This window comes from Enterobacter soli ATCC BAA-2102, from assembly GCF_001654845.1.
GTDB lineage: Bacteria > Pseudomonadota > Gammaproteobacteria > Enterobacterales > Enterobacteriaceae > Enterobacter > Enterobacter soli.
Map to the genome: position 1 here is coordinate 150,141 of NZ_LXES01000046.1, position 13,439 is coordinate 163,579.

14 protein-coding genes are annotated in these 13,439 nt (G+C 52.4%); 8 read left to right on the forward strand and 6 right to left on the reverse strand.

What is annotated here, in order from left to right:
- Nucleotides 1–73 precede the first annotated feature (73 nt).
- The 4 genes from fabI to pdeR all read left to right on the forward strand — a co-directional run bounded on the left by fabI (nt 74) and on the right by pdeR (nt 6,362).
- Nucleotides 74–862: an enoyl-ACP reductase FabI gene (gene fabI / locus M987_RS17710; protein WP_014070484.1), complete on the forward strand. Its 789-nt coding sequence runs from the start codon at nt 74–76 to the stop codon at nt 860–862.
- 156 nt (nt 863–1,018) lie between these two features.
- The gene (locus M987_RS17715; RefSeq protein ID WP_014070485.1) at nt 1,019–2,023 is read left to right on the forward strand and encodes a CMD domain-containing protein; all 1,005 of its coding nucleotides are present in this window, start codon (nt 1,019–1,021) and stop codon (nt 2,021–2,023) included.
- 88 nt (nt 2,024–2,111) lie between these two features.
- Nucleotides 2,112–4,046, forward strand: a complete 1,935-nt coding sequence (locus M987_RS17720; RefSeq protein WP_014070486.1) for an exoribonuclease II — start codon at nt 2,112–2,114, stop codon at nt 4,044–4,046.
- 324 nt (nt 4,047–4,370) lie between these two features.
- Nucleotides 4,371–6,362, forward strand: a complete 1,992-nt coding sequence (gene pdeR / locus M987_RS17725) for a cyclic di-GMP phosphodiesterase (RefSeq protein WP_014070487.1) — start codon at nt 4,371–4,373, stop codon at nt 6,360–6,362.
- Here pdeR and M987_RS17730 read toward each other — a convergent pair.
- The gene (locus M987_RS17730) at nt 6,359–7,228 is read right to left on the reverse strand and encodes a crotonase/enoyl-CoA hydratase family protein (protein ID WP_014070488.1); all 870 of its coding nucleotides are present in this window, start codon (nt 7,226–7,228) and stop codon (nt 6,359–6,361) included. The genes pdeR and M987_RS17730 overlap by 4 nt on opposite strands.
- 193 nt (nt 7,229–7,421) lie before the next feature.
- Here M987_RS17730 and M987_RS17735 point away from each other — a divergent pair, with 193 nt between their 5' ends.
- The 3 genes from M987_RS17735 (at nt 7,422) to osmB (ending at nt 8,884) form a co-directional block, all read left to right on the forward strand.
- Nucleotides 7,422–7,604 (forward strand): YciZ family protein, encoded by a 183-nt coding sequence (locus M987_RS17735; RefSeq protein ID WP_014070489.1) that lies wholly within the window; start codon nt 7,422–7,424, stop codon nt 7,602–7,604.
- Between the two features lie 44 nt (nt 7,605–7,648).
- Entirely contained in the window at nt 7,649–8,401 is a 753-nt protein-coding gene (gene yciT / locus M987_RS17740; protein WP_014070490.1) for a DNA-binding transcriptional regulator YciT, read from the forward strand.
- 264 nt (nt 8,402–8,665) lie between these two features.
- The gene (gene osmB, locus M987_RS17745) at nt 8,666–8,884 is read left to right on the forward strand and encodes an osmotically-inducible lipoprotein OsmB (RefSeq protein WP_014070491.1); all 219 of its coding nucleotides are present in this window, start codon (nt 8,666–8,668) and stop codon (nt 8,882–8,884) included.
- 105 nt (nt 8,885–8,989) lie between these two features.
- On the opposite strand, the gene yciH is transcribed toward osmB, so the two are convergent.
- The 5 genes from yciH to pgpB form a co-directional block, all read right to left on the reverse strand.
- Nucleotides 8,990–9,316 carry a stress response translation initiation inhibitor YciH gene (gene yciH / locus M987_RS17750; RefSeq protein WP_014070492.1) on the reverse strand — a complete coding sequence of 109 codons (327 nt, stop codon included), beginning with the start codon at nt 9,314–9,316 and terminating at the stop codon, nt 8,990–8,992.
- A complete protein-coding gene (gene pyrF, locus M987_RS17755; protein WP_014070493.1) occupies nt 9,316–10,053 on the reverse strand; it encodes an orotidine-5'-phosphate decarboxylase in 738 nt (245 codons plus the stop codon). The genes yciH and pyrF overlap by 1 nt, the downstream gene beginning before the upstream one ends.
- Before the next feature lie 186 nt (nt 10,054–10,239).
- Nucleotides 10,240–11,409, reverse strand: coding sequence for a lipopolysaccharide assembly protein LapB (gene lapB, locus M987_RS17760; RefSeq protein ID WP_014070494.1), 1,170 nt, complete (start codon nt 11,407–11,409; stop codon nt 10,240–10,242).
- A 6-nt stretch (nt 11,410–11,415) separates the two neighbouring features.
- Nucleotides 11,416–11,724, reverse strand: a complete 309-nt coding sequence (locus M987_RS17765) for a LapA family protein (RefSeq protein WP_014070495.1) — start codon at nt 11,722–11,724, stop codon at nt 11,416–11,418.
- A 148-nt stretch (nt 11,725–11,872) separates the two neighbouring features.
- Nucleotides 11,873–12,640, reverse strand: a complete 768-nt coding sequence (pgpB, locus tag M987_RS17770) for a phosphatidylglycerophosphatase B (RefSeq protein WP_014070496.1) — start codon at nt 12,638–12,640, stop codon at nt 11,873–11,875.
- 197 nt (nt 12,641–12,837) lie between these two features.
- On the opposite strand from pgpB, the gene ribA reads away from it, so the two are divergent.
- A complete protein-coding gene (gene ribA, locus M987_RS17775; RefSeq protein WP_014070497.1) occupies nt 12,838–13,428 on the forward strand; it encodes a GTP cyclohydrolase II in 591 nt (196 codons plus the stop codon).
- Nucleotides 13,429–13,439: the final 11 nt, after the last annotated feature.

Consider the following 13,439-nt stretch of genomic DNA (forward strand, 5'->3'; position numbering starts at 1 on the left):
ATCGCCGCGTTTTAACGACGATTGTCCCAAGAAGATGACGATCGCCACAACAATGAATATAAGGATTAAAGCTATGGGTTTTCTTTCCGGTAAGCGCATTCTGGTGACCGGCGTTGCCAGCAAACTGTCCATCGCATACGGCATCGCACAGGCTATGCATCGCGAAGGCGCTGAGCTGGCGTTCACCTACCAGAACGACAAGCTGAAAGGCCGTGTTGAAGAGTTTGCCGCGCAGCTGGGTTCCAGCATTGTTCTGGAATGTGACGTTGCACAAGATGAAAGCATCGATGGCATGTTCGCTGAACTGGCAAAAACGTGGGAGAAATTCGACGGTTTCGTTCACTCCATCGGTTTCGCTCCTGGCGACCAGTTGGACGGCGACTACGTGAACGCGGTTACCCGTGAAGGCTTCAAAATCGCTCACGACATCAGCTCTTACAGCTTTGTGGCGATGGCTAAATCTTGCCGCACCATGCTGAACCCGGGCGCTGCACTGCTGACCCTGTCCTACCTGGGCGCAGAGCGTGCAATCCCTAACTATAACGTTATGGGTCTGGCTAAAGCCTCTCTGGAAGCAAACGTGCGCTACATGGCGAACGCGATGGGTCCAGAAGGTGTGCGTGTTAACGGTATCTCTGCTGGCCCAATCCGCACCCTGGCGGCGTCTGGCATCAAAGACTTCCGTAAAATGCTGGCACACTGCGAAGCGGTTACCCCGATTCGCCGTACCGTTACCATTGAAGATGTGGGTAACTCCGCAGCATTCCTGTGCTCTGACCTTTCCGCGGGTATCTCCGGCGAAGTGGTTCACGTTGACGGCGGCTTCAACATCGCTGCAATGAACGAGCTGGAAATCAAATAAGTTGTCACTCTCTTCCCGCCCGGGAAGAGAGTTTTCCCTCCCCCTGCAAGACCTTTCGTTATTCCGTTCTGCTATTTGTTATCACCTAACAATATTTTTCCCCTCATCCGCCTTACGCCAGGATATTGATCGCCATTTTGAGATCAAGGAACGCCCATGGAACAACGCCGTTTTTCTGGCAAAGGCCACTGGTATCATGAAACCCAGTCAAATCATTCGCAGACGGATGTTCTACCTCTGGTACCCGAAGCCGCTTACGTTGACGATCGTTTTTTGCTCGATTTAGCCCTTCCCGAAGAGATTGTCGCCGGATGCGAAAGCTGGCTGGCCCCTGCCAGAGCGCTCTGTCACCAACTGTTTCCACTCAATGTTGCTGTGAGTCGCCTGCGGACACTTAGCGCATACGACAGGCTGAGCACTGCGTTGACCGTTGCTCAGGCGTGCGGCGTTCAACGGCTCTGTAATCACTACGCTGCCCTGCTTGCCCCGCTTCCCGGCCCTGATTCCTCACGAGAAAGTAATCGCCGCCTTGCCCAAATTACCCAGTACGCCCGCCAGCTTGCCAGCTCTCCTGACGTGATCGACGATAAAGCACAGCAACAACTCGATGAAGTCGGCCTGACAACCTACGACATTGTGCTGATCAGTCAGATAATCGGGTTCACTGGATTCCAGGGGCGCGTAGTGGCAGCGTTTCAGGCCTTCCTGGGGCATCCCGTACGCTGGCTGCCGGGGCATCATATCCAGCCTCATGCGCTAATCGGTGACACGCACAGGACTCCGGGCGAATGGGAGTCCATCCTGCCCGTTGTCGAATTGCGCTATGCCAGTGCCCAGCAGCTTGAATTGCTCGCCCGCTGGCAGGCACAACCTGAACTCCAGGCGCTGACACCGGTGCTGTGTCATGAACCGGCACTGCTTGCCCTGACCGGAGAGATCCTGACCGGCGGTATTCGTTTGTCTGCCGATGATGCATCCTCTGTGGCACTGGCTGGCGCAATCGCGTTGCTCAACGCCTCCCCGGACCGGTTCAGCGCCGCGCAATTTACGCCGCTCACCCAGAGTGGTCTGAGCGAAGTACAGGCAATTAATCTGCTCACCTGGAGTGCTTTTAACGGCTGGCTTGACCGTTTGGGAATCGCCCTCGGCAAAGGGGAATAACCATACTAATTACCTAAAGAGCGCTTGCTGAAGCAGTGAGAATCGCGTAAAACTGTCAGCCGCTCAATGGCTACGAAAATAGAACATTATGTTTCAGGACAACCCGCTGCTAGCGCAGCTTAAACAGCAACTGCATTCCCAGACGCCGCGTGCAGAAGGGGTCGTAAAAGCCACGGAAAAGGGCTTTGGCTTCCTTGAAGTTGATGCGCAGAAAAGCTACTTCATTCCGCCTCCGCAGATGAAGAAAGTGATGCACGGCGATCGCGTCACGGCCGTCATTCACACCGAGAAAGAACGTGAATCTGCCGAGCCGGAAGAACTGATCGAACCTTTCCTGACCCGTTTCGTGGGTAAGGTACATAAAAAAGACGACCGTCTGTCTATCGTACCGGACCATCCCCTGCTGAAAGATGCCATTCCGTGCCGCGCTGCACGTGGTGTTGAGCATGATTTTAAACAAGGTGACTGGGCCGTTGCTGAAATGCGCCGTCATCCTCTGAAAGGCGACCGCGGTTTCTATGCGGAACTGACCCAGTTCATTACCTTTGGCGACGATAATTTCGTCCCATGGTGGGTAACGCTGGCACGCCACAATCTTGAAAAAGAAGCGCCAGACGGCGTAGCAACTGAAATGCAGGATGAAGGTCTGGTACGTCGTGACCTGACTGCTCTGGATTTTGTTACTATCGACAGTGCAAGCACTGAAGATATGGATGATGCCCTGTTTGCTGAAGAGTCAGCTGACGGCAAAATGCATCTGACCGTGGCGATTGCCGATCCAACGGCCTGGATCGTTGAAGGCAGCAAGCTGGACGATGCTGCGAAAATTCGCGCATTCACCAACTACCTGCCGGGCTTCAACATCCCGATGCTGCCACGTGAACTGTCCGACGATCTCTGCTCGCTGCGCGCGAACGAAATCCGTCCAGTGCTCGCCTGCCGCATGATCATTGCCGCTGACGGCACCATTGAAGACGATATCGAATTCTTTGCCGCCACTATCGAATCAAAAGCCAAACTGGCCTATGACGACGTTTCTGACTGGCTGGAAAACACCGGCAGCTGGAAACCAGAAAGCGAGGCGATTGCCGCGCAGATCCGTCTGCTGCACCGCATCTGCCTGAGCCGTAGCCAATGGCGTACCACTCACGCGCTGGTATTTAAAGACCGTCCTGATTACCGCTTTGTTCTCGGTGAAAAAGGCGAAGTATTGAATATCGTTGCAGAGCCGCGTCGCATCGCTAACCGCATTGTTGAAGAAGCCATGATTTCCGCCAATATTTGTGCCGCACGTGTGCTGCGCGACAAATTAGGCTTTGGCATTTACAACGTGCACACCGGTTTTGATCCGGCAAACACCGAAGCGCTGGCTGCCCTGCTGAAAAACCACGATGTACACGTTGATCCAGAAGAAGTGCTGACGCTGAACGGCTTCTGCAAACTGCGTCGCGAACTTGATGCACAGCCATCCGGTTTCCTGGATAGCCGTATTCGTCGTTTCCAGTCCTTCGCTGAGATCAGCACTGAGCCAGGTCCGCACTTTGGTCTGGGTCTTGAAGCTTACGCAACCTGGACTTCTCCAATCCGTAAGTATGGCGATATGGTTAACCATCGCCTGCTGAAAGCGATTATCAAAGGCGAATCCATTGCACGTCCTCAGGACGATACCACGGTACAGATGGCGGAACGTCGCCGCCTGAACCGCATGGCTGAACGCGATGTCGGTGACTGGCTGTATGCGCGCTTCCTGAACGATAAAGCAGGTACTGACACCCGTTTCCCGGCGGAAATCATCGATATCAGCCGTGGTGGGATGCGTGTACGCCTGGTTGATAATGGCGCGGTAGCCTTTATCCCTGCGCCATTCCTGCACGCCGTTCGTGATGAACTGGTTTGTAGCCAGGAAAACGGTACTGTGCAAATCAAAGGCGAAACGGTTTATAAAGTCACAGACGTGATTGACGTAACTATCGCTGAAGTTCGTATGGAAACCCGCAGCATTATCGCGCGCCCGGCCGCCTGATAACTTATTAAAATGTCGGTCATTTCCTTTTAGGAAAGGCCGACATTTCCTCAACGCCTCTTATTTCGCCAAATCATCATTTTTTCTTATTATTTTCCTCTTCATACCGCCAAAACTTGCCAGAATTATCTACATTAAAAGAGAGCCGTCATATTCGGTTACGTGAATTTTTATACAGCACGTATCCTTTTTGGCGCGACTCGTTTTAATATAATAAAACTGGGAAAAACAATAAGTTCACTTCGGTTTTGCCGCTGTCTCACTACGGAAAAGTCGACTGCTATTGAATATTTTTTGCGCTAATGAGCAGCCGCAGGAGAAAACATGATGGATGATCTGGAGCAGAATTTGCTGTTTCGTTACATGGGTACGCACAGTCCCTGGTGGCGACTGACAGCCGATAGCAATGCTCTGCATCTGGCCGCCAGCGAAAGTGCCGATGTTATTCAGGTCGTTGCACTGAGCGATGAGCAGGCCGATCTCATTCGTCAACTTACGGTTATCACCTCCAGCATTACGATGACGTTATCACTGTACGGTACTGATGTCCCGGTTCATTTGGTCGGCCGTAAAATCAATAAAAAAGAGTGGGCTGGCACAGCATCTGCCTGGAACGATACCCCTTCTGTTGCCCGCGATCTGGCACAGGGACTCTCATTTGCAGAGCAAGTTGTCTCCGAAGCGAACTCTGTCATTGTTATCCTCGATCAAAACGGGAATATTCAGCGCTTCAATCGCCTTAGCGAAGAGTATACCGGCCTGAAAGAACAGGAAGTGATCGGCCAGAACGTCTTCAAGCTGTTCATGAGCCGCAGTGAAGCCGCTGCATCCAAACGCAACATTACTGGTTTTTTTCGTAACGGCAGTTCCTATGAAGTCGAACGCTGGATCAAGACGCGCAAGGGACAAAGATTGTTTCTGTTCAGAAACAAATTTGTTCACAGCGGCAGCGGTAAGAATGAAATTTACCTCATCTGTTCAGGAACCGATATCACTGAGGAACGCCGCGCTCAGGAACGCCTGCGCGTGCTGGCAAATACCGATACCATCACCGGGTTGCCTAACCGGAATGCCATCCACGAACTGATATCCGACGCCATAGAGGCGCGCGGAGAAACCCAGGTCGGCGTGGTGTATCTCGATCTGGATAACTTCAAAAAAGTGAACGATGCCTACGGGCACATGTTTGGCGATCAGTTATTGCAGGCGGTCGCGCTGGCGATCCTCAGTTGTCTGGAAGAAGGACAAATCCTCGCCCGCCTCGGTGGCGATGAATTTATTGTGCTGGCGACGGATACCTCGCAAGGTTCGCTGGAAGCGATGGCCTCGCGGATCCTCACCCGCTTACGCCAGCCATTCCGCATCGGACTGATTGAGATTTATACCGGCTGCTCACTGGGTATCGCTCTTGCGCCTCAGCACGGTATCGACCGTGAAAGCGTGATTCGTAATGCGGATACGGCGATGTATACCGCCAAAGAGAGCGGCCGCGGTAAGTTCTGCGTCTTCTCACCAGAGATGAACCAGCGTGTGTTCGAGTACCTCTGGCTGGATACCAACCTGCGGAAGGCGCTGGATAACGATCAGCTGCTGATTCACTATCAGCCGAAAATGACCTGGCGTGGCGAAATCAGGAGCCTTGAAGCGCTGGTCCGCTGGCAGTCCCCGGAACGCGGTCTGATCCCGCCGCTGGAGTTTATCTCCTATGCCGAAGAATCGGGGCTGATTGTGCCGCTTGGCCGCTGGGTTATGCTCGACGTGGTACGTCAGGTGGCCAAATGGCGCGACAAAGGCATTAATCTGCGCGTCGCGGTTAACGTCTCGGCGCGTCAGCTCGCCGATCAGACCATTTTCAGCGATTTAAAACAGGCGCTGAAGGATTTGAACTTTGAGTACTGCCCTATCGATGTGGAATTAACCGAAAGCTGCCTGATTGAAAATGAAGATCTCGCGCTTTCTGTTATCCAGCAGTTCAGCCAGCTTGGAGCGCAAATCCACCTGGATGACTTTGGTACGGGGTACTCGTCGCTTTCGCAGTTGGCGCGTTTCCCAATCGATGCGATTAAACTCGATCAGTCATTCGTTCGGGATATTCATAAACAATCGATATCGCAATCGCTGGTACGCGCGATCGTTGCGGTGGCGCAGGCGCTCAATTTACAGGTCATTGCGGAAGGGGTAGAAAGCGCGAAAGAAGACGCCTTTCTGACTAAGAACGGCGTCAACGAACGGCAGGGTTATCTCTTTGCTAAACCTATGCCCGCTGCCGCATTCGAGCGATGGCTAAAGCGTTATCAGGCACGAAAAATGCGCTAACTGGCTTTGCGTAACCCCGCCGCGTGATGGCGGTCCTGCAACATAACCAGACGCTCCATATAGATAATATCTTTGGGTTCGAGGCAAAACGCAGCGTCGACCCAATCCTCTGTAATGTCCATCAACTCGCTACGCGGAAGTTGCAGCACGCGTGTACGGGCGCGCAGCATTGCCCTTACGCCATTCATCTTCGGCTGTAATGTGTCGATAAATGTACGCACCGCCATATAGCTTTGTCCTGGCTCGAACAGGACATCCACTAACCCGTGCTGTTCGTACCACTCCGCAGTATGCGACTCCCCTTTGTAGATAAGTTCCTCCGCCAGTTTCATGCCTGAACGGCGGGCAACCAGCGAATACCCACCCATACCGGGGAACAAGTTGAAGGCAATTTCAGGAAATCCCAGACGTGCATCGCGCTGACCAAGAACAAAATGGTGCGCCAGGGCCGCCTCAAATCCGCCACCTAAGGCGCTGCCTTCAACCATCGCCAGTGTGATGGCGCCGGTATCAAAACCACGTGAGGCGGCGTGTACGCAATCGACACAGGCGCGAGCATAGGCACGTAATGCTTCGCGGCGGCCGTTTTGGATGCACTCGACAAAGAACTTCAAATCACCCCCCGTGTTGTACATATCAGGAACCAGCGATCCGGTGACCCAGAAGTCGACAACAAAACCAGACTGCCGCACCAGCCAGGACAAGTTCATGATTTCTTCAATCAATGCATGGTTGAAGCAAGGCCGTGGCTGAGACCGCAACATCATCCAGACGGTGTGACGTTCCTCCTCATAATACGCAGCAAGTTGGGTAAAGCGTTCAGCATCAGTGAACAGTGTGCAAGTAGCTTGATTGATAACTGTCATAGTCTAATTCCTCATATAAAAAAGCGCCTTGCGCGCAGAATTAGCCTAATCCACACATTCAACTCACTGCATGAGGAGGGATAAATTTATCACTTTCATTTATGTAATTTCCTTATTGCATTTTTTCCCTTCTCTTTTGACCCTATTTTCTGCATCATTGAAAATATTAACTTTTCGCTCCAGGGGTGAAATTATGTCCAACATTGATGCACTGACCGTGGCACAACGTATTGATACTGTGCTGGATATCCTGGTTGCGGGCGATTATCACTCTGCAATCCGTAATCTTGAGATCTTAAAATCCGAATTGCTGGCACAGAATGGCGCCGACACCGCACCAGAAAGCGCGCAACCTAAAGCCCCGTGGGAAGTGTAACCACCACGTTTCCGACCTCGTTCAGCTTTTTTTAAATGGATGCTATGAATTCCCGACAACAACTCATTTTACAGATGGTCATCGATCAGGGACGCGTGAGCGTGGTCGACCTCGCTAAAACCACTGGCGTATCTGAAGTCACAATCCGTCAGGATCTTAATCTGCTGGAAAAACAGAGTTACCTGCGCCGTGCGCACGGGTATGCCGTTCCGCTGGATAGCGAAGACGTCGAAACCCGCATGATGAACAACTATGCGCTGAAACGTGAGCTGGCAGAATTTGCCGCGTCTTTGGTGAATAACGGTGAGACAGTGTTTATCGAGAACGGCAGCAGTAACGCGCTACTGGCGCGTACGCTCGCCGACCAGAAAGACATCACTATCATCACCGTCAGCAGCTATATCGCTCACCTGCTTAAAGAAACCCGCTGCGAAGTGATTCTGCTCGGGGGGATTTATCAGAAAAAAAGTGAGAGCATGGTTGGGCCACTGACCCGCCAATATGTTCAGCAGGTTCACTTCAGTAAAGCGTTTATCGGTATCGACGGCTGGCAGGCAGAGACAGGTTTTACCGGCCGGGACATGATGCGTTCAGATGTGGTTAACGCAGTACTTGAAAAAGAGTGTGAGGCCATTGTTCTTACCGACAGTTCAAAATTTGGCGCGGTTCACCCTTATATGATGGGCCCGATTTCCCGTTTCAGCCGCGTAATTACCGATGATCGGTTAAGTAATGATCATCGCCAGCAACTCGAACAAACTGGCCTGACGGTCGATATTGTCAAACACCCCGCATAATATCTTTTCTGCGCCCGCCTCCCCGGGCGCAGGCAATTTCATCTCTGAGAGAATTCCTGGTCTCCCTTTAAGACTTTTTACCTGTTTAACCGGCGTTAAACTCGTAAAATTAATATTAGCGATATAACAGGAAGTGACTATCACCTGCGTGATTACGTAACGCCTGCGCGACCAGCTTTCACGGGAAACGGAATTTAAGTATGCAAATGGTCTATACTTAAAGTGTATTTCTTTCCGTGAATCGATAATTCAGGAGAAAGTATTATGTCTTTAACCAGCAAAAAATTAACCGCAGCTGTTCTGGCTGTTGCTTTAGCAATGTCCCTGAGCGCATGTTCCAACTGGTCAAAACGCGACCGTAACACAGCCATTGGTGCCGGTGCCGGTGCACTCGGTGGTGCGGTCTTAACTGACGGTAGTACGCTGGGTACTTTAGGTGGTGCTGCTGTCGGCGGTATTATCGGTCACCAGGTGGGCAAATAATCTCCATAACGGCAACCACCGGTATAAAGATAGTTTTGAATATATTTCAGGTCTGACTTACGCACGTAAAAATAGAGCCACGGTATTTGCCGTGGCTCACTTATTTTAACCGCCTGCCAGTTTTACTTTCATGCCTTTGGCTTCGAGCAGTGATTTAATTAAATCTCGTTTGTCGCCCTGAATTTCAATAATTCCGTCCTTCACAGCGCCGCCACATCCGCATTTCTTTTTAAGCTCGGCTGCCAGTTTCGCCAGCTCAGCATCGTCGGCATCAATGCCGGTAATCAGGCATACACCTTTACCCTTTCGGCCACTGGTCTGACGCTGAATACGCACCACACCATCGCCTTTCGGACGCTCTACCGCGACCTTGGGTTCATCGATGCGCCCGGTTTCGGTGGAATACACCAGGCGGCTGTTAGAATCGCTCATTACGCGCCCTTCTTCAGTGAGGCATTGATGGCCTTCAGGGTTTGAGCCGGGTCAGCCGATTGCGTTACCGGGCGACCGATAACCATATAGTCAACACCCGCCGCCAGCGCCTGCTCAGGCGTCATGATGCGGCGCTGATCGCCCACGTCACTGCCCGCCGGACGAATACCCGGTGTAACCAGTTTGAACGCCTGGCCCAATTCTGATTTGAAGCGTACGGCTTCCTGCGCAGAACAAACCACACCGTCCAGACCACAGTTTTGAGTCAGGCGCGCAAGGCGTTCGGCGTGTTCAGCTGGCGACAACGTCACGCCGAGATCGCGCAGGTCGCTTTCGTCCATGCTGGTCAGAACCGTTACGGCAATCAGTAATGGTGCGTCTTTGCCAAAAGGTACAAGCGCTTCACGCGCGGCGGTCATCATACGCGCCCCGCCCGATGCGTGGACGTTTACCATCCATACGCCCAGCTCAGCAGCAGCAGCAACGGCATGTGCCGTGGTGTTGGGGATATCGTGAAACTTTAGGTCGAGGAAGATTTCAAAGCCACGCTGTTGCAGATCACGCACAATTTGTGGCCCAAACAGCGTGAACATTTCTTTGCCGACTTTCAGGCGGCAGTCACGTGGATCAATGCCATCGACGAAGGCAAGTGCAGCATCGCGGTTATTGTAATCGAGAGCAACAACAACAGGAGAATCAGTAACTACGCGGGAAGCGGAGGAAGTAACAGACGTCATGACCAGCCCTTTTCGTCTATGGGCGCGCAGCGGCGCGGAACAGATAAACGGCCAGCATTCTACCTGTCAGCGCCACAAATGAACAGAATCGATTTCCTTTCCTGCCAGGCCAATGGCCGCACGGTGCCATCAGATGGAGAAAAACACATTAGTATGTTGTAACTAAAATAATGTGTTTTAAAAAAATTACTGCCCGTCCAGGCCGCGAATAGGCTTAATCGTGGACCAGGCTCGGCAGGAAGGACAGTGCCAGTAAAGCGTATAAGCGGTAAAACCGCACTTCTGGCAGCGATAGCGTGGCTTACTGCGCACCTGTTCACCGACCATGTCGCGCAGCACCATCAGGCTCTCTTTGGCGCGCCCTTCTTCCGCATCATTCAGGTGATAATCCATCAGCTTATGGAAAACACGCATCGTTGGATGGCGCTGAAGCTGGCGCGTAATATATACCTGCGCCGTGTCACTGCCTTCGTGTTGTTCAACGATGTCGGACAACATCAGCTCGGCTGTTGCGCCAGTGTTTTCTTCAACACAACGACGCAGGAAGGTGACCCATTCATCCTGCTTATTCAACTGCTGGTAGCAGGTTTGCAGCATTTCCAGCGTTTCGCTGACCAGCTCTTTATCCTGGTCAATCACCCGCAGCAAGCACTCCACTGCCTTGGCAAACTCGCCGTTTGCCATAAAGACACGCCCCATCATGATGGAAATGCGCGCGCTGTTACGGTCGGCCGCAGCACCTTTTTTCAGCAGTGTCATGGCTTTATCCATGTCATCGCTGCCCATCTGTTGCAATGCGAGTTCACAGTAGAAATGGGCTATTTCAACGCGCTGTTTGTCTTTACCCAGTTTCACCAGACGCTCAGCGGTATCAATGGCCTTCTGCCAGTCGCTTGTCGCCTGGTAAATCTGCAACAGCTGCTGCAACGCGCTGATTCGAAAATCGGTTTCATCGACCAGTTGCGTAAACATGTCTTCGGCGCGGTCGTACAGACCGGCGGCCATGTAGTCACGCCCCAGTTGCTGAACCGCGAGCAGGCGCTGATCGTACGTCAGCGACGCGCTTTCCATGAGGGTCTGGTGAATACGGATTGCACGGTCAACTTCGCCACGCGAGCGGAACAGGTTTCCGAGGGTGAGATGGGCTTCAACGGTACCGGTGTCCTCTTTAAGCATGTCGAGGAACAGGTCTACCGCTTTATCCTGTTGGTTGCTCAGCAGGAAGTTCACCCCCGCAACATAGTCACGGGAGAGTCGGTTAGCTTCATCCTGCTTTGTTTGTTGCGCACTTCTGCGGCCCATATACCAGCCATAGGCTGCGGCTACAGGCAAAAGCAGAAACAACAACTCCAGCATATTCGATTATTCCTTGGCTACCGGCACACCAGAACGCTCTGGAATGTCAGTCGCGGGCGCAATTTGAAGTTCAAGGCGTTTGATTTTACGTTCAGCGCGCGCAAGAGAAACACGAACTTTAAGCCAGAACAGGCCGCAAACCAGCCAGCCGATGATAAATCCCGCAGCAAATAACACCGCAAGCAGGCTTGATACCCGGTATTCACCTTGTGCCAGCAGATAGTTAAACGTCACCTGTTGGTCGTTCTGCGCACCCAATGTGACCGAAATGACAAAAATCGCCAATACCAGTAAGAAAATGAGTAAATATTTCACATTACTTCCCGTTATGTGGTTCAAGCGAATAAAGTGTGTTCAACTTACCGCAATCAGCCTTATAAACTACCATTTTAGTGACGGGCGCGATACGGAAAAAGTAACGCGCCAGTATGGGATTTATGGGCTAAACGCAGAATATCAACCGTCAGACCCCGCTTTGCTCTCTTTCCGCGATTTCTTTCTTCTCTTCCGGCGGCGGTGTCAGCGGCCCACACAGTCTCTGGGCAAGCCAGGTAGCGAAGGTCACCAGCACCCACGAGATCAGTGTGGCAACAACCAAATCACGTGGCCAGTGCATTCCCAGCAGCAGACGGCTTCCCATCACGGCTGTGGCCCACACCAGCAGCACGGCTATCGTCACCGTCCTACGACGTGGCCAGAGTAATCCCACGCCAAGCAACGCCCAGCTGGCAGCAAACATCGTATGCCCCGAAGGAAACGCGAAGCCAGCTTCTTTTTGCCAGTGCTTACGCAAAAACTTGGGAATATCCTGTTGTTCCGAAAGTTGCTCTTTGACCAGCGCGCCACGGTCTTTACGCTTTAAATTGTAGAACTCATCCACCGGGATATGGTGCGTTTTTTCCAGCCAGATAACGAACGGACGCGGCTCCTGCACATGATCTTTCACCCAGGACTTCACCCCCTGCCCGACGACAATCGCCGCCGCAAGAATGGCAAATAACATCACCGCCGGACGCAGGCGAAAACGCAGACACCACAGGAACCATGCACATAGTAGTACATGGGTAATGATCCCCCAGGGTTGAGAAACCGTTTCTGTTACCCAGTACAGCGGTTTAAGCCACGCGGTATGTTGACCGGGCTGCCATGTCCAGCCGGAAATCCACACGGCCAGAGGCATGATAAGTAAGATGGCCGCACCTGCTGCCGTTCGTCGGGCAATTGAAAGCATGTCTTCTCCTTGTTCGCTAAGCGTCACAATCATAACTGAATTTCGCCCGACAGGTGGATATGTCGGATCGTGCGTTTAACGTTCGTATAGCATGGTGGCGATTAGGCGAAGTTGCTGAGCTTGTGGCAAAATGAACAGATACAGAAAGCCAAACAGGCGAAAGACACGAAACGTGTCAGCATACTCTGGAGAATCACATGCAGCTTAAACGTGTGGCAGAAGCCAAACTGCCAACCCCATGGGGCGATTTCCTGATGGTGGGATTTGAAGAACTGGCAACCGGACAAGATCACGTCGCCTTAGTTTTTGGCGACATTTCAGGGCAGACGCCGGTGTTGTCTCGCGTCCATTCGGAGTGTCTGACGGGCGATGCCTTGTTCAGCCTGCGCTGCGACTGCGGTTTCCAGCTGGAAGCGGCCCTGACGCACATCGCGGAAGAAGGTCGTGGGGTTCTGCTCTATCACCGCCAGGAAGGCCGTAATATCGGTCTGCTGAATAAGATCCGCGCTTATGCCCTTCAGGATCAGGGTTACGATACGGTCGAAGCTAACCATCAGCTCGGTTTTGCCGCCGATGAGCGCGATTTCACCCTGTGTGCAGATATGTTCAAGCTGCTGGGCGTGGATGAAGTGCGTCTGCTGACGAACAACCCACGTAAAGTTGAGATCCTGACGGAAGCCGGCATCAACATTGTTGAACGTGTACCGTTGATTGTGGGGCGTAACCCGAAAAATGCCCACTATCTCGACACTAAAGCCGCGAAAATGGGCCATCTGTTAAACGAATAATGGCTATAAGC